Raw genomic sequence first — 19,952 nt, forward strand, 5'->3', positions numbered from 1 at the left:
GTATGAATATGGAAGAAATTGTGGCCCTTAGTGTAAAGCATAACGTCTCTGATCTACACCTGTGCAGCGCCTGGCCCGCACGATGGCGCATTCGCGGCAGAATGGAAGCTGCGCCGTTTGATGCGCCGGACGTCGAAGAGCTACTGCGGGAGTGGCTGGATGACGATCAGCGGGCAATATTGCTGGAGAATGGTCAGCTGGATTTTGCCGTGTCGCTGGCGGAAAACCAGCGATTGCGCGGCAGTGCGTTCGCGCAGCGGCAAGGCATATCTCTGGCGTTACGGTTGTTACCTTCGCACTGCCCGCAGCTCGAACAGCTTGGCGCACCACCGGTATTGCCGGAATTACTCAAGAGCGAGAATGGCCTGATTCTGGTGACGGGGGCGACGGGGAGTGGCAAATCCACCACGCTGGCGGCAATGGTTGGCTATCTCAATCAACATGCCGATGCGCATATTCTGACGCTGGAAGATCCTGTTGAATATCTCTATGCCAGCCAGCGATGTTTGATCCAGCAGCGGGAGATTGGTTTGCATTGTATGACGTTCGCATCGGGATTGCGGGCCGCATTGCGGGAGGATCCTGATGTGATTTTGCTTGGAGAGCTGCGTGACAGCGAGACAATACGTCTGGCGCTAACGGCGGCAGAAACCGGGCATCTGGTGCTGGCGACATTACACACGCGCGGCGCAGCGCAGGCAGTTGAGCGACTGGTGGATTCGTTTCCGGCTCAGGAAAAAGATCCCGTGCGTAATCAACTGGCAGGTAGTTTACGGGCAGTGTTGTCACAAAAGCTGGAAGTAGATAAACAGGAAGGACGCGTGGCGCTGTTTGAATTACTGATTAACACACCTGCGGTGGGGAATTTGATTCGCGAAGGGAAAACCCACCAGTTACCACATGTTATTCAAACCGGGCAGCAGGTGGGGATGTTAACGTTTCAGCAGAGTTATCAGCAGCGGGTGGGGGAAGGGCGTTTGTGACGTTGCTGTGCCTGATACGAATTGTAAACATGCCCGATGCGCAAGCTTATCGGGCCTACAAAGGCAATAAACGTCTGATGCGACGCTTGCGCGTCTTATCAGACCTACAACCGCTGCCACATGTAGGCCGGATAAGGCGTTCACGCCGCATCCGGCAATAAGGCGTAAGGCGTAAGGCGCGATGATATTATTTACACTCCAGCTGGCTTTTAAATCGCCTTAATACCCCTGCTCGAAATAGCTTTCGAGAATAATAACCGCAGAGGCAGAGTCGACTTTGCCTTTGTTGAGCGCCCGATAGCCGCCCTGTTCAAACAGACCGGAACGTGCTTCCACGGTGCTAAGACGCTCGTCATGGAGCTTTACTTCAACACCAAAACGGCCATGAATACGGTTGGCAAATTTACGCGCTCTGGCAGTCAATGGTTGCTCGGTGCCGTCCATATTCAGCGGCAAACCGACGATGATTTCGTCTGGTTGCCACTCTTTCAGTAAATGCTCGATGAGGTTCCAGTCCGGCGTACCGTCCTGTGCTTTAATTGCGGGCAGCGGGCGAGCGGTGCCGGTAATGCGTTGGCCGACCGCTACGCCAATGCTTTTGGTGCCGAAGTCGAAGGCGAGTAATGTTCCGCTCATCAGGCATGCCCTGCCACACCAGGCATGGTGAGAATATCAACACCAATCAGCCTTGCCGCATCGCGCCAGCGGTCGGCTATCGGTGTTTTGAACAGAATATTCAGATCTGCCGGGGCGGTTAACCACGCATTATCGAGAATTTCTTGCTCCAGTTGGCCTTTATCCCAGGAGGAGTAACCAAGGGCTACCATCACGTCAGCAGGTTGTTTATCGGTGCCGAGTGTTTCCAGCACATCGCGGGAAGTGGTCATCACCGTGTTATCTGAAATGCGAATGCTGGACGCAAAATTGGATGGCGGGGTATGCAAAATAAACCCGCGATCTTCAGCCAGCGGACCGCCAAGCATAACCGGTTTGTCCAGACGGACAGATTCATCACGCGGCTCCGGCGTGATCTTCAGCTTTTCCAGAATCCCTTCAATTTTGAGATTTTCCAGTGGCTTGTTAATGATGATCCCCATTGCTCCATTGGTATTATGTTCGCAAATGTAGACCACGGAACGACGGAAAATCGGATCCTGGAGAGCAGGCATGGCAATAAGAAAGTGATGCTGTAAATTCATTGTCAGAGGTTCTGTTTCCTGGTTCAAAAAAGCAACAGCGCCCAGTATGCGTGGAAAGTATGGCGCTGTCACTCATAGTCTCAACGAGATCCCTCTCGCTAAACAGGGTTACTGCTGCTGTAATCGTGCTTCAATAGCATCCATTAACATTCCGGTGATAGACACCGGAAACTCTGCTTCAATCTCACGAATACAGGTTGGGCTGGTGACGTTAATTTCAGTCAGGCGGTCACCGATAATATCCAGACCAACAAAAATCAGCCCTTTTTCTTTCAGCGTCGGTCCTACCTGACGGGCGATTTTCCAGTCGCTTTCCGTTAGCGGACGAGGTTCGCCACGACCACCGGCAGCCAGATTGCCACGGGTTTCGCCGCCCTGTGGAATACGCGCCAGACAGTACGGTACTGGTTCGCCATCCACCACCAGCACACGCTTGTCACCATCTTTAATCGCTGGCAGATAATTTTGTGCCATGCAGTAGCGAGTGCCGTGCTCAGTCAAGGTTTCGGCAATCACACCAAGGTTCGGATCGCCTTCTTTCACGCGGAAAATCGACGCGCCACCCATACCGTCCAGCGGCTTGAGGATGATATCGCTGTGTTTTTCCCAGAACGCTTTCAACTGCGCTTTATTGCGCGTGACCAGTGTTTCTGGCGTTAAGTCAGAGAACCAGGCGGTAAACAGCTTCTCGTTACAGTCGCGCAGGCTCTGCGGCTTGTTAACAATCAGCGTTCCTTTCTCTTCGGCGCGTTCCAGAATATAGGTCGCGTAGATAAACTCGGTATCAAACGGCGGATCTTTACGCATCAGAATCACGTCGAGATCGGCCAGTTGCAGATCCTGCTCACCCGTGAACTCGTACCATTTATCGTAGTTCTGTTCGACGCTCAAAGTACGGGTACGAGCGCGAGCCTCACCATTGATCAAATAGAGATCGGCCATCTCCATATAGTGAAGTTCGTAACCACGACGCTGTGCTTCCAGCAACATAGCGAAACTGGAATCTTTCTTGATGTTGATGCTTGCGATGGGGTCCATCACGATGCCGAGCTTGATCATTATTCTTCTCCGTTAGCCCAGATCGCCAAAACGCACTTGTAGCGCGGTAATGGCGGTGAGCGCAGTTGTCTCAGTACGCAGAACGCGAGGTCCCAACAGGATATCAGTAAATTGATAGCGGGCAGTCATGGCAATTTCATCTGCCGACAAACCGCCTTCCGGGCCAATCAGCAGGCGGACGCGTTCGACTGGTAACGGCAATGTATTGATGCTGTTACTGGCGCGCGGGTGAAGATTGAGTTTCAAGCCTTCATCTTGCTCTGCACACCAGGCTTCCAGATCCATCGCCGGACGGATTTCTGGTACCCGATTACGACCACACTGCTCGCAGGCGGCAATTGCAATTTTCTGCCACTGCTGGAGCTTCTTGTTCAGACGTTCACTATCCAGTTTAACGCCGCAGCGTTCAGAAAAAAGTGGCGTAATGAGGCTTACGCCAAGTTCTATCGATTTCTGGATAGTGAATTCCATTTTTTCTCCGCGCGACATCACCTGACCAAGGTGAATATGCAAGGGAGATTCACGATCGTCTACCTGGCCTTCCAGCACTTTAACTTCCACGCTTTTTTTGCTGGCGCTGGTGATTTCTGCGTCAAAGACCTGGTTGCTGCCGTCAAATAACTGTAATGCCTGACCTGGCCCCATACGCAGGACGCGCCCGATATGGTTAGCGGCATCTTCACAAAGCGCGATCTGCGAATTGCTGGTGAGTGGTTCAGGATGATAAATGCGGGGGATACGCATGGTTAAATATCCGCGTCGTCTCCCCACGCGGTTGCGCGCGTGGGGTAGGGTTAACAAAAAGAATTTCGCTAGTGTAGGTTAGCTCTTTCGCGCCTGGCAAGCGCGTTGCACATACGGGTTGTGATTGCCTTGCACCTTCGCGATGCGCTCGTCACGCTCACACTCCCAGTCGGTGACCGGATACATTTTGTTCCAGGCGTTAAACAGCTGCGTTTGCTGGCGTGAGAGTGTCAGGTTGTACTGGTCACGCATGTAGAAGTAAATCCGCGCAATGGAACCACGGGCATGAGCGGGCGGTTCAGCAACTTTTTCTTTGAAATCAATCTTCATAGCGCACTGCCCATACTGCCCCTCGCCGCCATTCCACTGGCTGTACATAAAGTTGCCGCGATCGCCGTTCACTTCACCTATCGCGGGCTGCAGGTTATGCATATCGCTTTCCATTTGGCGATAAACCGGATCTTTAGCGCAGTTTTTACGACCGCCTTCCTGCCAGCACTGACGCTGGTGGCCGAACTGCCAGGCGGGAACAACATGTTCCCACTCTACGCGGCTGGCGCGGTTTTCATTTTTGCGCACCTGATACCCGCACGACTCCAGATCCACGATGCCTTTTTTACCCTGCCAGTTGATTTTACATCCACAGTAAAATGTTCCCGGCACATCAGCGTAGACTTTTACCGCTGCTGTTTTCGCCTGGGAAAAACTATTGATGCCTTCGGCTAACGCCGTGCCGGATAATGCTGCGCTCAGTACCACCGCAGCCACAGACAAATTACGGTACATCACTTACTCCGTGTTAAAACGAGCGAGCAACGTAGCGAAAGTTGTTTTGGTATGCAATCAGCCAGATCAGTAAAATTCCTGATAGTTCTGCTGGTTATTGGGCAACCAGTTGTTCACCGCAGTGAACGCAGCGATAGACGGCTTCGCCTCGTACCACGCGGTTATGACGACGTACGGTGAGCTGATGCTCCTGGCATTTGCAACGGTAGGAGAAAGTGTTACGGCGCACGGATTGCAGTTCAAACTGATGCGTACGGCGGGCGGGAACGCCCAGCACGCTTTCCATCATCCACTTCCACTCTTTGCCATGTGGCGCTACGCGACCGAAGTGCTTCCACACCAGCAGATGCGCCAGTTCGTGTGGCACCACTTCTTCTATAAAAGCCTCGCTGTTTTCCATCAGCAACACCGGATTGAGGCGAATTTCATAGCTTTCCAGCCAGGCCGTTCCGGCGGATGTGCCACGCTGGGTATAAGAGAGTTTTGGCTCCGGATAGTTACGCCCCAGCTTCAGGTTGGCCTGGGCGAGTTTTTCCCGCAGGCGACGCATAACAGCCTGTTGGATGGCGATAGGGAGACGGGATGTTTTCATAGCGGCAGAGGATAGAGCGAAGAAAAGATGACTGCAAGAGGTGGCTTCCTCCGCGACGGGAGGAAGCCTGAGGAGATTAATCGTGAGCGCCGATTTCGCGCAGTTTACGACCTTTCATCAGATTACGTTCAATGTGTTCCAGCGAAACGTGTTTGGTTTCCGGCACCAGCCACAGTGTCAGCAGGATAAACAGCACGTTCAGACCTGCGTAAACCCAGAAGGTATTGGCGTTGCCCAGCGTGTTGAGCATGGTCAGGAAGGTTGCGCCGACAATCATGTTGGCAATCCAGTTGGTGGCGGTGGAGCAGGTGATACCGAAGTCGCGGCCTTTCAGCGGCTGGATTTCAGAACACAGTACCCAAATCAACGGACCCGCGCTCATGGCAAAACCGACAATAAACATCAGCAGCATGGCGATGGCGAAATATTGCGCCGACGGTGAGTGAATACCGATATGCATCATTGTACCCAGTACGCCCATGCCCACAGCCATCACCATGAAGCCCAGCGTCAACGTTGGTTTACGTCCCCAACGGTCAACAAGACCGATTGCGATAAAGGTGGCAAGTACGTTGGTCAGGCCGACAATCACGGTCCCCCACATTTGCTCTGTGGTGTTGGTATAACCCGCCAGTTCGAAGATTTTCGGCGCGTAGTACATGATGACGTTCATCCCGGTGAATTGCTGCATCACCTGCAACAGTACACCCAGGAACACCGCGCGACGGAAGTTACTGTTCTCTTTAAACAATGCCCAACCGCTCTGTTTAACCTGCAAACTTTCACGGATTTCATCCAGTTCGCGTTTGGCTTCCGCGCTGGTGTCGCGCAGGCGCAGTAGCACGCGTTCGGCATCAACAAAGCGGCGTTTAGCGGCAAACCAACGTGGGCTGTCTGGCAGGAAGAAGACACCAATCAGTAGCAGAATTGCCGGGATGATAATCACACCCAGCATCCAGCGCCATGCACCGGTGTAGCTGAAGGCGGTATCAGAAAGATACGCGCCGAGGATCCCGATAGTGATCATCAACTGATACATCGAGATCATACTGCCGCGAATTTTCTCTGGCGCAATTTCAGAGAGGTACAGCGGCGCGGTATAAGAGGCTACACCTACCGCCAGACCCAGCAGAACGCGGGAAAGAATCAGTACTTCAACGTTTGGCGCAGCCGCAGAGAACAGCGAACCGGCAACAAACAGGATTGCGCCGATCATCAGGCTCTTTTTGCGCCCGAGTTTAAAGGAGAGCCAGCCGCTGCCCACCGCACCGACTGCCGCACCGAACATCATGGAGCTTACGACCCATTCTTGTGTGTGCGAGGTAATCTGGAATTCATCTGCAATAAACGGCAGTGCGCCAGCAATTACACCGATATCCAGGCCAAAGAGTAATCCCGCCAGAGCAGCAAGGAAGCAGACGAAAAACGTCATTGCCTTGTTTGACCGCCCCTGTTTTTTTGCGTCAGGCATGATGCCCTCCAATATGGTTATTTTTTATTGTGAATTAAGATAGGTGAGTACGACGTAAAAAGATGTGAAGCAAATCACATCAGTGTAATCGCTTACACTAATATTCATTATGGTTATAATTTAAGTGTATGAAATTAATTGAGTTATATCATCATAGGTTAAACACAGTTATCTGCAATTAAGACTTTACTGAAAAGAAATGTAACGATTATGAAAAATGAATCATACGATGAAAATATTGTGAATATTTGCTCTGTGTTGCTGGTGTAATCGGTTTCAGTCGTGATGATGATTTGCGGGTAAAACGTGTTCAGGAAGAATGATGTCATTTCGCGGGCGGCTTTTTGCCGGATGCGGCGTGAACGCCTATCCACCGCGGAGAGGTAAAAGAAAAAGGCCAGCGCGAGGCTGGCCTTTGAAAGCAGGTGAAGAAAGATTACTTCAGACCGGCAGCTTCACGCAGCAGTTGCGCTTTGTCGGTTTTTTCCCACGGGAAATGTTCGCGACCAAAGTGACCGTATGCTGCGGTTTCTTTGTAGATCGGGTGCAGCAGATCCAGCATCTGAATCAGACCGTATGGACGCAGGTCGAAGAACTCACGTACCAGCAGGGTCAGCTGTTCAGAAGGCACTTTCTCGGTACCGAAAGTTTCCACCATGATGGAGGTCGGTTCAGCCACGCCAATTGCGTAGGAAACCTGAATTTCGCAACGGTCAGCCAGGCCAGCAGCCACGATGTTTTTCGCGACATAACGTGCTGCGTAGGCTGCGGAACGGTCCACTTTTGATGGATCTTTACCGGAGAACGCACCGCCACCGTGACGCGCCATGCCGCCGTAGGTATCAACGATAATTTTACGACCAGTCAGACCGCAGTCACCCATCGGGCCACCGATAACAAAACGTCCGGTCGGGTTGATGAAGAATTTGGTGGCGGAAGTCAGCCATTCAGCGGGCAGAATCGGCTTAATGATCTCTTCCATTACCGCTTCTTGCAGCGATTTCTGGTCGATATCTTCAGAGTGCTGAGTGGAAAGCACGACAGCATCGATGCCGACGATTTTGCCGTCGTCATACTGGAAAGTTACCTGGCTTTTCGCGTCCGGGCGCAGCCACGGCAGAGTGCCGTTTTTACGCACTTCAGCCTGACGCTGTACCAGACGGTGTGCATAGGTGATAGGTGCTGGCATCAGCACGTCGGTTTCGTTGGTTGCGTAGCCAAACATCAGACCCTGGTCGCCCGCGCCCTGTTCCAGCGGATCGGCACGGTCAACGCCCTGGTTGATGTCAGGAGATTGTTTGCCGATAGCGCTCAGGACCGCACAGGAGTTAGCGTCAAAGCCCATGTCGGAATGTACATAGCCAATTTCGCGAACGGTGTTACGGGTGATCTCTTCGATGTCTACCCAGGCGCTGGTGGTGATTTCACCGCCAACTAAAACCATGCCGGTTTTTACGTAGGTTTCGCAAGCAACGCGTGCTTTCGGATCCTGTTCGAGGATCGCGTCTAAAACGGCATCAGAGATTTGGTCAGCAATTTTGTCAGGATGCCCTTCAGAGACGGACTCGGACGTAAAAAGGTGTTTTGCCATATTTAATATCACCTAAAGAGAATTTGGTTAGCTCAAACTGTTGTGTGGATTTTCTGTGGTAGCGGATCCTACCACGACTCGACAGGTTAAAAACACTGGCAGTCTGAGTGTTAATCAGTATGGATGGATTAACATCTGGATGGCTATTTTAGGTCAATCCTTCACCCGATTTCCACTTTTTTTTGAATCGTGTCTCATTCTGTTAGAAACGTGGCTGGAAATTTTTCCTGACAATGCTGGCATTCTGCGTATTTATCTTTTGCAATTTTCTGCCATTGTGGGGTATAAAACGCGGCGCGCGGCTTAAATAAAAAGCACACGACGTTTCTTTCGTGTTGCCACTTCCAGCCGGGTTGAAATCAGAGTTTTGGCTTGTGGGTTCGTCTTAACGGGCGGCCGTGGAGGTGATACGAAATAATGAACCGTTGTCTGCTGCTTAACCTGTCTCACCGTTCTGGTGAAGATTCGTTCCCCGCACTCTGCATCTCTGCTTTGCATACCTGCCGATGTTATACCCATCTCGGCGCTTCTCAGGATTCAAGAGCTGGTTACAGTTACTGAGGACTGAACAAGGGCGCTCTTGTAAAAACAAGAGTTTTCTCGTGGTTTCGCCGAACAGTCACACTTACGTTCGGTTATGTGCTTAATAATGTTATGAAAAAGAAACCGATTGCGCAGTCGGAGCGTCAGCATACACTGCTGGAAAATCCATGTGCTTATGGGTTGTTATCGCAGTTTCAGGCTGCGATAGTGGTTAACTGTTTTACACTTAATAAAATAATTTGAGGTTCGCTATGTCTGACGACATGTCTATGAGTTTGCCTTCGTCAGCGGGCGAACACGGTGTACTACGCTCCATGCAGGAGGTTGCAATGAGCTCCCAGGAAGCCAGCAAGATGCTGCGTACTTACAATATTGCCTGGTGGGGCAATAACTACTATGACGTTAACGAACTGGGCCACATCAGCGTGTGCCCGGACCCGGACGTCCCGGAAGCTCGCGTCGATCTCGCGCAGTTGGTGAAAACCCGCGAAGCACAGGGCCAGCGTCTGCCTGCACTGTTCTGTTTCCCGCAGATCCTGCAGCACCGTTTGCGTTCCATAAACGCCGCGTTTAAACGTGCGCGGGAATCCTACGGCTATAACGGCGATTACTTCCTCGTTTATCCAATTAAAGTTAACCAGCACCGCCGCGTGATTGAGTCCCTGATTCATTCTGGCGAACCGTTGGGGCTGGAAGCAGGCTCGAAAGCAGAGTTGATGGCGGTGCTGGCGCATGCTGGCATGACCCGCAGCGTCATCGTCTGTAATGGTTATAAAGACCGCGAATATATCCGCCTGGCATTAATTGGCGAGAAGATGGGCCACAAGGTCTATCTGGTCATTGAGAAGATGTCAGAAATCGCCATTGTGTTGGATGAAGCAGAACGTCTGAATGTCGTTCCTCGTCTGGGCGTGCGTGCACGTCTGGCTTCGCAGGGCTCGGGGAAATGGCAGTCCTCCGGCGGGGAAAAATCGAAGTTCGGCCTGGCTGCGACTCAGGTACTGCAACTGGTTGAAACGTTGCGTGAAGCCGGGCGTCTCGACAGCCTGCAACTGCTGCACTTCCACCTTGGTTCGCAGATGGCGAATATTCGCGATATCGCCACGGGCGTTCGTGAATCCGCGCGTTTCTATGTGGAACTGCACAAGCTGGGCGTCAATATTCAGTGCTTCGACGTCGGCGGCGGTCTGGGCGTGGATTATGAAGGTACTCGTTCGCAGTCCGACTGTTCGGTGAACTACGGCCTCAATGAATACGCCAACAACATCATCTGGGCGATTGGCGATGCGTGTGAAGAAAATGGTCTGCCGCATCCGACGGTAATCACCGAATCGGGTCGTGCGGTGACTGCGCATCACACCGTGCTGGTGTCGAATATCATCGGCGTGGAACGTAACGAATACACGGTGCCGACCGCGCCCGCAGAAGATGCGCCGCGCGCGCTGCAAAGCATGTGGGAAACCTGGCAGGAGATGCACGAACCGGGAACTCGCCGTTCTCTGCGTGAGTGGTTGCATGACAGCCAGATGGATCTGCACGACATTCATATCGGCTACTCTTCCGGCACCTTTAGCCTGCAAGAACGCGCATGGGCTGAGCAGCTTTATTTGAGCATTTGCCATGAAGTGCAGAAGCAGCTGGATCCGCAAAACCGTGCTCATCGTCCGATTATCGACGAGCTGCAGGAACGTATGGCGGACAAAATGTACGTCAACTTCTCGCTGTTCCAGTCGATGCCGGACGCATGGGGGATCGACCAGTTGTTCCCGGTTCTGCCGCTGGAAGGGCTGGATCAAGTGCCGGAACGCCGCGCTGTGCTGCTGGATATTACCTGTGACTCTGACGGTGCTATCGACCACTATATCGATGGTGACGGTATTGCCACGACAATGCCAATGCCGGAGTACGATCCGGAGAATCCGCCGATGCTCGGTTTCTTTATGGTCGGCGCATATCAGGAGATCCTTGGCAACATGCACAACCTGTTCGGTGATACCGAAGCGGTTGACGTGTTCGTGTTCCCTGACGGTAGTGTAGAAGTGGAACTGTCTGACGAAGGCGATACCGTGGCGGACATGCTGCAATATGTACAGCTAGATCCGAAAACGCTGTTAACCCAGTTCCGCGATCAAGTGAAGAAAACCGATCTTGATGCTGAACTGCAACAACAGTTCCTGGAAGAGTTCGAGGCAGGTTTGTACGGTTATACCTATCTTGAAGATGAATAATTAAGATTATTCCGCTGGCAGGTCGATTTATTTACGTAAATCGACCCGCTTTCTTTTTATATATTCTTAAAAATAATTTAGCTGCTTTTCTTATTAAATAATCTCCCTACAATCGCTGCATTAATTAAATGCAGAGGGAACGGTTATGAAAAAATGGAAAGTATGTAGCGCGTTGGTGGCATTAATCGTGCTGCTGGCCGGTTGTTCCAGTAATGCGCAGTATAATAGCAGTGCATCTGGCAATGTCGGCACCGCCTGGGGTGGGGATGTGCACTCAACGGTTCAGGGCGTATCTGCTGAGCGAGCCTGGCGCGATCCGGCGGAGATGATCGTTATTAGTTATTCGACTAATGTTCCTTCCGGCTACGACCGCGTTTATAGCATTCGTATTAACGAACTGGAATATGCTATTCGCGATAGTAATTTTAATTCTCTACCTATTACGCGGGTTTATGATTCATCAAATAATGAACCACGCTATATTGTCTATGCCAGAGTAGGAATGAATTATCAATTATATGTCCGCAATTACAGTCGTAACACCAACTACGAGATCGTTGCTACGGCTGATGGCCTGGATGTTCTGAATGGTAAACAAGGTTCGCTGAATAACAACGGTTATATTGTGAATGCCGGAGATTCGTTAGCGATTAAAGGATTCCGCAAAGATAAACATACCGAAGCGGCTTTTCAGTTCGCCAACGTTGCTGATTCCTACGCAGCCAATTCGGCGCAAGGCGATGTGCGTAATACCGGTGTAATCGGCTTTGCCGCCTTTGAATTACAAGGCCCGGCGCAAAACGCGCTGCCGCCGTGCTCTGGACAAGCCTTTCCGGCAGACAACAATGGCTATGCGCCGCCACCGTGTCGGAAATAGCAACCTCGCTTGATGCCTCGCCCATTTAAGGCGATAATTAGCACAAACTTGTGTTTCGCAAATCCAACCCTTCCTCGTCGGGCCTAACGACGCGGAAGGGTTTTTTTATATCGACTTTGTAATAGGAGTCCATCCATGAGCACCTTAGGTCATCAATACGATAACTCACTGGTTTCCAACGCCTTTGGTTTTTTACGCCTGCCGATGAACTTCCAGCCGTATGACAGCGATGCTGACTGGGTGATTACTGGCGTGCCGTTCGATATGGCCACTTCTGGTCGTGCGGGTGGTCGCCACGGTCCGGCAGCTATCCGTCAGGTTTCGACGAATCTGGCCTGGGAACACAACCGCTTCCCGTGGAATTTCGACATGCGTGAGCGTCTGAACGTGGTGGACTGCGGTGATCTGGTATATGCCTTTGGCGATGCCCGTGAGATGAGCGAGAAGCTGCAGGCGCACGCCGAGAAGCTGCTGGCTGCTGGTAAGCGTATGCTCTCCTTCGGTGGTGACCATTTTGTTACGCTGCCGCTGCTGCGTGCACATGCGAAGCATTTCGGCAAAATGGCGTTGGTACACTTTGACGCCCACACCGATACCTACGCGAACGGTTGTGAATTTGACCACGGCACCATGTTCTATACCGCGCCGAAAGAAGGTCTGATCGACCCGAATCATTCCGTGCAGATTGGTATTCGTACCGAGTTTGATAAAGACAACGGCTTTACCGTGCTGGACGCCTGCCAGGTGAACGATCGCAGCGTGGATGACGTTATCGCCCAGGTGAAACAGATTGTGGGTGATATGCCGGTTTACCTGACCTTTGATATCGACTGCCTGGACCCTGCTTTCGCGCCGGGAACCGGTACGCCGGTGATTGGCGGTCTGACCTCCGATCGCGCCATTAAACTGGTACGCGGCCTGAAAGATCTCAACATCGTTGGGATGGACGTAGTGGAAGTGGCTCCGGCATACGATCAGTCGGAAATCACCGCTCTGGCAGCGGCGACGCTGGCGCTGGAGATGCTGTATATTCAGGCGGCGAAAAAGGGCGAGTAATGCGCACGGGGTAACAAATGTGCCATTAATGTCAGATGCGGCGTGAACGCCTTATCCGACCTGGGTTCGGCACCCGTAGGCCGGATAAGATGCGCCAGCATCGCATCCGGCAATGCGCACGGGTAAAACGTGCCATTAATGTCGGATGTGGCGTGAACGCCTTATCCGACCTGGGTTCGGCGCCCGTAGGCCGGATAAGATGCGCCAGCATCGCATCCGGCAATGCGCACAGGGTAACAAATGTGCCATTAATGTCGGATGCGGCGTGAACGTCTTATCCGACCTACGCTCGGCACCCGTAAGCCGGATAAGATGCGTCAGGCATCGCATCCGGCAATGCGCACGGGGTAACAAATGTGCCATTAATGTCAGATGCGGTGTGAACGCCTTATCTGACCAGGGTTCGGCACCACCAGGCCTTACTTAACTCCATCCGCGCTCATACGATCGCGAATATGCTGGGCGCGCTCGGCGGATGCCGGATGGTCGTCAAACATTGAGCTTTGGCGGCCTTCTTCCAGTTTCGCCAGTTTTTCAAAGCTGGTGGCAAGACCTGCCGGGCTGATGCCGCGTTGGCGCAGAAGATCGTAAGAATAATCATCGGCTTCTGCTTCCTGGCGCTGGGAGAATTGCGAATTGACTAATTTCTCGCCCAGATCACCAAGTTGTGATTGAGATAAACTGCCGACAATCCCGCCCGCAGAGGCCGCAGCTACTCGCACGGCATTTGTACCAAGTGCCACCTGCATCCCTTTCTTCACATGGCCTAACGCCACGTGCCCCATCTCGTGACCGATCACCGCTTCGACTTCGTTATCCGTCATCATATCCATTAAGCCGCTATAGACGCGGATACAGCCGTTAGCCATTGCAAAGGCGTTCACATCCTTCGCCATATACACTTTGTAATTTACCGGCTGGCCGTTGATGTTATTTCCCAGCGCATTAGCAATGGTGGTCAGACGTTTAGCGTATTCACTACCGTCTGGCGCAATCGTCGCCTTGCTGTCCATCTCCTGGCACGCCTGATCGCTCAGGGCTTTCACCTGCGCATCGCTCAAACTGTAAGCCTGAAAAGCTTCTGCTCCTGATGAGAGCAGTCCACTGGAGTCCATATTCTGGCAACCGGTCAACACCGTTGCCACGCTCATTGCTACCAATAAGGCGCGAATTTTCATGTTTTCTCTTCCGCACAAGGTCAGGATTATTCTAAAAATGCGCCGTTTGCAGGTGAATCGACGCTCGTCCTAAGTATAAGAAAAAGCGCAGCGGACGGGCGAGCAGATTGCGCAACATGCGAGCATGATCCAGAGATTTCTGAAACGGCAAAAGGATGTTCCATGTACATGACGCGCGGCTTGCGGTAAATTGTTGGCAAATTTTCCGGCGTAGCCCAAAACGCGCTGTCGTCAAGTCGTTAAGGGCGTGCCCTTCATCATCCGATCTGGAGTCAAAATGTCCTCACGTAAAGAGCTTGCCAATGCTATTCGTGCGCTGAGCATGGACGCAGTACAGAAAGCCAAATCCGGTCACCCGGGCGCCCCGATGGGTATGGCTGACATTGCCGAAGTCCTGTGGCGTGATTTCCTGAAACACAACCCGCAGAATCCGTCCTGGGCTGACCGTGACCGCTTCGTGCTGTCCAACGGCCACGGCTCCATGCTGATCTACAGCCTGCTGCACCTCACCGGTTACGATCTGCCGATGGAAGAACTGAAAAACTTCCGTCAGCTGCACTCTAAAACTCCGGGCCACCCGGAAGTGGGTTACACCGCTGGTGTGGAAACCACCACTGGTCCGCTGGGGCAGGGTATTGCCAACGCAGTCGGTATGGCGATTGCAGAAAAAACGCTGGCGGCGCAGTTTAACCGTCCGGGTCACGACATTGTCGACCACTACACCTACGCCTTCATGGGCGACGGCTGCATGATGGAAGGCATCTCCCACGAAGTTTGCTCTCTGGCGGGTACGCTGAAGCTGGGTAAACTGATTGCGTTCTACGATGACAACGGTATTTCTATCGATGGTCACGTTGAAGGCTGGTTCACCGACGATACCGCAATGCGTTTCGAAGCCTACGGCTGGCACGTTATTCGCGACATCGACGGTCATGACGCAGCATCCATCAAACGCGCAGTAGAAGAAGCGCGCGCAGTGACCGACAAACCGTCCCTGCTGATGTGCAAAACCGTCATCGGTTTCGGTTCCCCGAACAAAGCCGGTACCCACGACTCCCACGGTGCGCCGCTGGGCGACGCTGAAATTGCCCTGACCCGCGAACAGCTGGGCTGGAAATATGCACCGTTCGAAATCCCGTCTGAAATCTATGCTCAGTGGGATGCGAAAGAAGCAGGCCAGGCGAAAGAATCCGCATGGAACGAGAAATTCGCTGCTTACGCGAAAGCTTATCCGCAGGAAGCCGCTGAATTTATCCGCCGTATGAAAGGCGAAATGCCGTCTGACTTCGACGCCAAAGCGAAAGAGTTTATCGCTAAACTGCAGGCTAACCCGGCGAAAATCGCCAGCCGTAAAGCGTCGCAGAATGCTATCGAAGCATTCGGTCCGCTGTTGCCGGAATTCCTCGGCGGCTCTGCTGACCTGGCGCCGTCTAACCTGACCCTGTGGTCTGGTTCTAAAGCAATCAACGAAGATGCTGCGGGTAACTACATCCACTACGGTGTTCGCGAGTTCGGTATGACTGCGATTGCTAACGGCATCTCTCTGCACGGTGGTTTCCTGCCGTACACCTCCACCTTCCTGATGTTCGTGGAATACGCACGTAACGCCGTACGTATGGCTGCGCTGATGAAACAGCGTCAGGTGATGGTTTACACCCACGACTCCATCGGTCTGGGCGAAGATGGCCCGACTCACCAGCCGGTAGAACAGATCGCTTCTCTGCGCGTGACCCCGAACATGTCTACATGGCGTCCGTGTGACCAGGTTGAATCCGCAGTAGCGTGGAAATACGGCGTTGAGCGTCAGGACGGCCCGACTGCGCTTATCCTCTCCCGTCAGAACCTGGCGCAGCAGGAACGTACTGAAGAGCAGCTGGCAAACATCGCGCGCGGTGGTTATGTGCTGAAAGACTGTGCTGGTCAGCCGGAACTGATTTTCATCGCTACCGGTTCTGAAGTTGAACTGGCGGTTGCTGCCTACGAAAAACTGACTGCCGAAGGCGTGAAAGCGCGCGTGGTTTCCATGCCGTCTACCGACGCATTCGACAAGCAGGACGCGGCTTACCGCGAATCTGTACTGCCGAAAGCGGTTACTGCTCGTGTTGCAGTAGAAGCAGGCATTGCTGACTACTGGTACAAGTATGTTGGCCTGAACGGTGCTATCGTCGGTATGACCACCTTCGGTGAATCTGCTCCGGCTGAGCTGCTGTTTGAAGAGTTCGGCTTCACCGTTGACAACGTTGTTGCGAAAGCAAAAGCGTTGCTGTAATCGGTAAGATGCTTTGTGAGAAGGGCCGCGAAAGCGGCCCTTCAGATTGTTGGCAAAGTGCGCGTTGTTCATGTCGGATGCGGCGTGAACGCCTTATCCGACCTACAAGATCGTGCAAATTCAATATATTGCAGGAAGTATGTAGGCCTGATAAGCGTAGCGCATCAGGTAGTTTTGCCTTTGCCATTACTCTTAAGGGCCGCGAAAGCGGCCCTTTTTTTACTTAGTAGAGATAAACGGAACTGTGCTGCCGGGGATCATGGTATCGGGCAGCTTACCGTCCCAACGTTCGGCGGTGGTGAGGGCTACAAGGCCGGGATTATCCCGCAGAGCTTCACCGCGCAGGCGGATAGCTTCTGCTTCAGCCGCACTTTTTAAACGAATAGTTTCAGCCTCTGCCGCGCCTCTTACGCGAATAGTCTCAGCTTCTGCTTTGGCTGCCGCCAGTTTACTGTCTGCTTCTGCCTGGGCCTGAGTTACCGCAATTTGCGCCTGGATTTTCTCTGTTTCCAGATTTTGCTTACGAGTGGCAATGGCGACTTCCGCTTTCATTCGATCTTCAATCGACTTTTCATAAGCGTCAGAAAAATCAATATTCTCAATCTGGACCCCGTCAATTACCACTGGCCCAACAACGGCTTTGCGCATGGCATTTTGCAGATCCTGAACCAGTTTCGTGCGATCCTGTACCGCGCTGATGGCGGTATATTGACCGAAAACGTTCTCCAGTTGGGTTGGCAACTGGCGAACAATCAGGCGATCTTTTAATGCTTCAATGGTGTTGTAGGTGGTATAAACCGCGCCTGCTTCTGAAGGTTTAATGTGGAAGCTGACTGATACTGTCATTTGTGCAGGTTGCTGGTCGCGGCTGTATGCCTGTAATCCCTGATAGACCACGGCCTGATTACGCGTAGAAATTTTCTCCACGCTTTCCATAAACGGGATCTTAAAACCCAGGCCCGGCTCGGCGACTTTTACTATTTTTCCGTAGCGCAGCAAAATGCCGCGTTCACCTTCATTAACGGTGTAATACGAGAGAAATGGCAGCACAACCACGGCAAGCACGCCAATGGCGATAGCAATAGATTTTTGTGGGCGAAATGAGGTTATAGAAACAGGTGCTTTCATGACAATCTTCCTTGAGTAAAGTGTGGGAATATGTCACATGAGGTGAGGGGAAAACAGCCGACAGGTGAGAATTCAGAATCTATAAAGGGGTATAGCGAAAAAACATTGCATTAGAAAAGTATGTTTTCGAACATTCAATAAATAAATAGAGATATGCATCACAAATACAATAACAAACAAAATATTGATTTTGTGATAAACATAACAAATACAAAGTTGACTTTAAAAATATTAATTTCATCTTGTTGTTATTTAAGGTTTTATTATTTTGGTTTATGGGGTTTTTCTTCTCGCGTACCCAATTGCTTTCATTAAACCGCACGAGTATTTTATTTTTACCGCCGGACGGTACCGTAAAAATAAAATAAGGATAATTTATGCGGCTTAGTGATTATTTTCCAGAATCATCAATCTCAGTTATACATTCTGCAAAAGACTGGCAGGAAGCTATCGATTTCTCGATGGTATCATTGCTGGATAAAAACTATATCAGCGATAATTACATTCAGGCAATTAAAGATTCCACCATTAACAATGGCCCTTATTATATTCTCGCAACAGGCGTGGCAATGCCTCATGCGCGACCGGAATGTGGGGCGCTTAAAACCGGGATGTCTTTGACGTTACTTAAACAAGGCGTTTATTTTCCGGGAAATGACGAACCGATTAAATTACTCATCGGACTCTCTGCTGCCGATGCCGATTCGCACATTGGCGCTATTCAGGCGTTAAGTGAATTACTGTGCGAAGAAGAAATACTCGAACAACTCTTAACAGCATCATCAGAAAAACAATTAGCGGACATTATCAGCCGCGGATAATTACTCTCTCCTCTACAGGATAATATTATGGAAAACAAGTCTGCTCGTGCAAAGGTCCAGGCTTTTGGGGGCTTTTTGACTGCAATGGTCATCCCCAATATCGGTGCTTTTATTGCCTGGGGCTTTATAACTGCGTTATTTATTCCCACCGGTTGGCTGCCGAATGAACATTTCGCCAAAATTGTCGGCCCGATGATTACCTATTTATTGCCCGTGATGATTGGTTCTACCGGTGGTCATCTGGTCGGCGGTAAACGCGGCGCGGTCATGGGCGGAATCGGTACGATTGGTGTTATCGTCGGCGCTGAAATCCCGATGTTCCTTGGCTCAATGATCATGGGACCGTTAGGTGGGCTGGTCATAAAATATGTCGATAAGGCACTGGAAAAACGCATACCTGCTGGTTTTGAGATGGTTATCAATAACTTCTCATTAGGTATTGCTGGGATGATTCTCTGTCTGCTGGGTTTTGAAGTCATCGGCCCGGCGGTGTTAATTGCCAATACTTTCGTCAAAGAGTGTATTGAGGCGCTGGTACATGCGGGTTATCTGCCTCTGCTGTCAGTCATCAATGAACCGGCGAAAGTGCTTTTCCTCAATAATGCGATCGATCAGGGCGTCTATTACCCGTTGGGAATGCAACAGGCTTCGGTTAACGGTAAATCCATCTTCTTTATGGTGGCCTCCAACCCAGGTCCTGGTCTGGGGCTGCTGCTGGCGTTTACCTTGTTTGGTAAAGGAATGAGTAAACGTTCTGCGCCCGGGGCGATGATTATTCACTTCCTCGGTGGGATCCACGAACTGTATTTCCCGTATGTGCTGATGAAGCCGTTGACCATTATCGCCATGATTGCGGGCGGTATGTCTGGCACCTGGATGTTTAATTTGCTGGAAGGTGGTCTGGTTGCAGGCCCAAGCCCAGGTTCTATCTTTGCTTACCTGGCGCTGACGCCGAAAGGCTCGTTCCTGGCGACAATTGCCGGAGTTACGGTAGGCACGCTGGTGTCCTTTGTCATCACTTCCCTGATACTGAAGATGGAAAAAACAGTGGAGACTGAGAGCGAAGATGAATTTACCGAGTCAGCCAATGCGGTTAAAGCAATGAAGCAGGAAGGCGCATTCTCGTTAAGCCGTGTTAAGCGTATTGCCTTCGTTTGCGATGCGGGGATGGGCTCCAGCGCGATGGGCGCAACCACCTTCCGTAAACGCCTGGAAAAAGCAGGGCTGGCAATTGAAGTAAAACATTACGCGATAGAAAACGTGCCTGCGGATGCGGATATCGTTGTCACTCATGCCAGTCTGGAAGGGCGCGTGAAGCGTGTGACGGATAAACCGCTGATATTGATTAATAACTATATTGGCGATCCAAAACTCGACACTTTATTTAATCAATTAACCGCCGAACATAAAAACTGATTGCAGAGGTA

At 51.6% G+C, this 19,952-nt stretch carries 20 protein-coding genes; 10 read left to right on the forward strand and 10 right to left on the reverse strand.

Annotated features, from left to right (window positions below; translation table 11 throughout):
- The first annotated feature begins 2 nt into the window (after positions 1-2).
- The gene (locus D9741_RS01870) at positions 3-983 is read left to right on the forward strand and encodes a type IV pilus twitching motility protein PilT (protein WP_001055627.1); all 981 of its coding nucleotides are present in this window, start codon (positions 3-5) and stop codon (positions 981-983) included.
- A 219-nt stretch (positions 984-1,202) separates the two neighbouring features.
- Here the strand turns inward: D9741_RS01870 and ruvX are convergent, their stop codons facing one another.
- The 8 genes from ruvX to metK form a co-directional block, all read right to left on the reverse strand.
- Positions 1,203-1,619 (reverse strand): Holliday junction resolvase RuvX, encoded by a 417-nt coding sequence (gene ruvX / locus D9741_RS01875; RefSeq protein ID WP_130218037.1) that lies wholly within the window; start codon positions 1,617-1,619, stop codon positions 1,203-1,205.
- Complete coding sequence (locus tag D9741_RS01880) at positions 1,619-2,182, reverse strand: YqgE/AlgH family protein (protein WP_130207909.1); 564 nt, start codon at positions 2,180-2,182, stop codon at positions 1,619-1,621. The genes ruvX and D9741_RS01880 overlap by 1 nt, the downstream gene beginning before the upstream one ends.
- Positions 2,183-2,290: 108 nt before the next feature.
- On the reverse strand, positions 2,291-3,241 hold the full coding sequence (gene gshB / locus D9741_RS01885; RefSeq protein WP_130207907.1) for a glutathione synthase: 951 nt from the start codon (positions 3,239-3,241) through the stop codon (positions 2,291-2,293).
- Positions 3,242-3,253: 12 nt separating this feature from the next.
- Complete coding sequence (rsmE, locus tag D9741_RS01890; protein ID WP_130207905.1) at positions 3,254-3,985, reverse strand: 16S rRNA (uracil(1498)-N(3))-methyltransferase; 732 nt, start codon at positions 3,983-3,985, stop codon at positions 3,254-3,256.
- 78 nt (positions 3,986-4,063) lie between these two features.
- Positions 4,064-4,771, reverse strand: a complete 708-nt coding sequence (endA, locus tag D9741_RS01895) for a deoxyribonuclease I (RefSeq protein ID WP_130207903.1) — start codon at positions 4,769-4,771, stop codon at positions 4,064-4,066.
- 94 nt (positions 4,772-4,865) lie between these two features.
- Complete coding sequence (locus D9741_RS01900) at positions 4,866-5,363, reverse strand: SprT family zinc-dependent metalloprotease (protein ID WP_130218035.1); 498 nt, start codon at positions 5,361-5,363, stop codon at positions 4,866-4,868.
- A gap of 76 nt (positions 5,364-5,439) precedes the next feature.
- Positions 5,440-6,834 (reverse strand): galactose/proton symporter, encoded by a 1,395-nt coding sequence (gene galP / locus D9741_RS01905; protein WP_130207899.1) that lies wholly within the window; start codon positions 6,832-6,834, stop codon positions 5,440-5,442.
- A 436-nt stretch (positions 6,835-7,270) separates the two neighbouring features.
- Positions 7,271-8,425 (reverse strand): methionine adenosyltransferase, encoded by a 1,155-nt coding sequence (metK, locus tag D9741_RS01910; protein WP_130207895.1) that lies wholly within the window; start codon positions 8,423-8,425, stop codon positions 7,271-7,273.
- A gap of 55 nt (positions 8,426-8,480) precedes the next feature.
- Between metK and D9741_RS23735 the strand changes: the two genes are divergently transcribed.
- The 6 genes from D9741_RS23735 to speB all read left to right on the forward strand — a co-directional run bounded on the left by D9741_RS23735 (position 8,481) and on the right by speB (position 13,129).
- Complete coding sequence (locus D9741_RS23735; RefSeq protein WP_130218033.1) at positions 8,481-8,732, forward strand: hypothetical protein; 252 nt, start codon at positions 8,481-8,483, stop codon at positions 8,730-8,732.
- A 110-nt stretch (positions 8,733-8,842) separates the two neighbouring features.
- Complete coding sequence (gene yqgG / locus D9741_RS23740; RefSeq protein WP_001297404.1) at positions 8,843-8,986, forward strand: protein YqgG; 144 nt, start codon at positions 8,843-8,845, stop codon at positions 8,984-8,986.
- 93 nt (positions 8,987-9,079) lie between these two features.
- Positions 9,080-9,211 carry an acid stress response protein YqgB gene (gene yqgB / locus D9741_RS01925; protein ID WP_130218031.1) on the forward strand — a complete coding sequence of 44 codons (132 nt, stop codon included), beginning with the start codon at positions 9,080-9,082 and terminating at the stop codon, positions 9,209-9,211.
- A gap of 8 nt (positions 9,212-9,219) precedes the next feature.
- Positions 9,220-11,196, forward strand: a complete 1,977-nt coding sequence (speA, locus tag D9741_RS01930) for a biosynthetic arginine decarboxylase (RefSeq protein WP_130218029.1) — start codon at positions 9,220-9,222, stop codon at positions 11,194-11,196.
- Positions 11,197-11,341: 145 nt separating this feature from the next.
- Entirely contained in the window at positions 11,342-12,073 is a 732-nt protein-coding gene (locus D9741_RS01935; RefSeq protein WP_130218027.1) for a hypothetical protein, read from the forward strand.
- A 135-nt stretch (positions 12,074-12,208) separates the two neighbouring features.
- The gene (gene speB / locus D9741_RS01940; RefSeq protein WP_000105566.1) at positions 12,209-13,129 is read left to right on the forward strand and encodes an agmatinase; all 921 of its coding nucleotides are present in this window, start codon (positions 12,209-12,211) and stop codon (positions 13,127-13,129) included.
- Between the two features lie 419 nt (positions 13,130-13,548).
- Here the strand turns inward: speB and loiP are convergent, their stop codons facing one another.
- Complete coding sequence (gene loiP / locus D9741_RS01945) at positions 13,549-14,307, reverse strand: metalloprotease LoiP (protein ID WP_130218025.1); 759 nt, start codon at positions 14,305-14,307, stop codon at positions 13,549-13,551.
- Positions 14,308-14,584: 277 nt separating this feature from the next.
- On the opposite strand from loiP, the gene tkt reads away from it, so the two are divergent.
- Positions 14,585-16,576: a transketolase gene (tkt, locus tag D9741_RS01950; RefSeq protein WP_130218023.1), complete on the forward strand. Its 1,992-nt coding sequence runs from the start codon at positions 14,585-14,587 to the stop codon at positions 16,574-16,576.
- 219 nt (positions 16,577-16,795) lie between these two features.
- On the opposite strand, the gene D9741_RS01955 is transcribed toward tkt, so the two are convergent.
- Positions 16,796-17,704, reverse strand: coding sequence for a prohibitin family protein (locus D9741_RS01955; protein WP_000646923.1), 909 nt, complete (start codon positions 17,702-17,704; stop codon positions 16,796-16,798).
- A gap of 377 nt (positions 17,705-18,081) precedes the next feature.
- On the opposite strand from D9741_RS01955, the gene cmtB reads away from it, so the two are divergent.
- On the forward strand, positions 18,082-18,525 hold the full coding sequence (gene cmtB / locus D9741_RS01965) for a PTS mannitol transporter subunit IIA (protein ID WP_130218021.1): 444 nt from the start codon (positions 18,082-18,084) through the stop codon (positions 18,523-18,525).
- A 27-nt stretch (positions 18,526-18,552) separates the two neighbouring features.
- Positions 18,553-19,941 carry a PTS mannitol transporter subunit IICB gene (cmtA, locus tag D9741_RS01970; RefSeq protein ID WP_130218019.1) on the forward strand — a complete coding sequence of 463 codons (1,389 nt, stop codon included), beginning with the start codon at positions 18,553-18,555 and terminating at the stop codon, positions 19,939-19,941.
- Positions 19,942-19,952: the final 11 nt, after the last annotated feature.

Source organism: Escherichia sp. E14V7, from assembly GCF_004212225.1.
Taxonomy (GTDB): Bacteria; Pseudomonadota; Gammaproteobacteria; order Enterobacterales; family Enterobacteriaceae; genus Escherichia.

What these genes read in the sequence shown, in the direction of transcription:
- D9741_RS01870 (WP_001055627.1), top strand. Translation starts at nt 3, where the DNA reads ATGAATATGGAAGAAATTGTGGCCCTTAGTGTAAAGCATAACGTCTCT.
- ruvX (WP_130218037.1), bottom strand. Translation starts at nt 1,619, where the DNA reads ATGAGCGGAACATTACTCGCCTTCGACTTCGGCACCAAAAGCATTGGC.
- D9741_RS01880 (WP_130207909.1), bottom strand. Translation starts at nt 2,182, where the DNA reads ATGAATTTACAGCATCACTTTCTTATTGCCATGCCTGCTCTCCAGGAT.
- gshB (WP_130207907.1), bottom strand. Translation starts at nt 3,241, where the DNA reads ATGATCAAGCTCGGCATCGTGATGGACCCCATCGCAAGCATCAACATC.
- rsmE (WP_130207905.1), bottom strand. Translation starts at nt 3,985, where the DNA reads ATGCGTATCCCCCGCATTTATCATCCTGAACCACTCACCAGCAATTCG.
- endA (WP_130207903.1), bottom strand. Translation starts at nt 4,771, where the DNA reads ATGTACCGTAATTTGTCTGTGGCTGCGGTGGTACTGAGCGCAGCATTA.
- D9741_RS01900 (WP_130218035.1), bottom strand. Translation starts at nt 5,363, where the DNA reads ATGAAAACATCCCGTCTCCCTATCGCCATCCAACAGGCTGTTATGCGT.
- galP (WP_130207899.1), bottom strand. Translation starts at nt 6,834, where the DNA reads ATGCCTGACGCAAAAAAACAGGGGCGGTCAAACAAGGCAATGACGTTT.
- metK (WP_130207895.1), bottom strand. Translation starts at nt 8,425, where the DNA reads ATGGCAAAACACCTTTTTACGTCCGAGTCCGTCTCTGAAGGGCATCCT.
- yqgG (WP_001297404.1), top strand. Translation starts at nt 8,843, where the DNA reads ATGAACCGTTGTCTGCTGCTTAACCTGTCTCACCGTTCTGGTGAAGAT.
- yqgB (WP_130218031.1), top strand. Translation starts at nt 9,080, where the DNA reads ATGAAAAAGAAACCGATTGCGCAGTCGGAGCGTCAGCATACACTGCTG.
- speA (WP_130218029.1), top strand. Translation starts at nt 9,220, where the DNA reads ATGTCTGACGACATGTCTATGAGTTTGCCTTCGTCAGCGGGCGAACAC.
- D9741_RS01935 (WP_130218027.1), top strand. Translation starts at nt 11,342, where the DNA reads ATGAAAAAATGGAAAGTATGTAGCGCGTTGGTGGCATTAATCGTGCTG.
- speB (WP_000105566.1), top strand. Translation starts at nt 12,209, where the DNA reads ATGAGCACCTTAGGTCATCAATACGATAACTCACTGGTTTCCAACGCC.
- loiP (WP_130218025.1), bottom strand. Translation starts at nt 14,307, where the DNA reads ATGAAAATTCGCGCCTTATTGGTAGCAATGAGCGTGGCAACGGTGTTG.
- tkt (WP_130218023.1), top strand. Translation starts at nt 14,585, where the DNA reads ATGTCCTCACGTAAAGAGCTTGCCAATGCTATTCGTGCGCTGAGCATG.
- D9741_RS01955 (WP_000646923.1), bottom strand. Translation starts at nt 17,704, where the DNA reads ATGAAAGCACCTGTTTCTATAACCTCATTTCGCCCACAAAAATCTATT.
- cmtB (WP_130218021.1), top strand. Translation starts at nt 18,082, where the DNA reads ATGCGGCTTAGTGATTATTTTCCAGAATCATCAATCTCAGTTATACAT.
- cmtA (WP_130218019.1), top strand. Translation starts at nt 18,553, where the DNA reads ATGGAAAACAAGTCTGCTCGTGCAAAGGTCCAGGCTTTTGGGGGCTTT.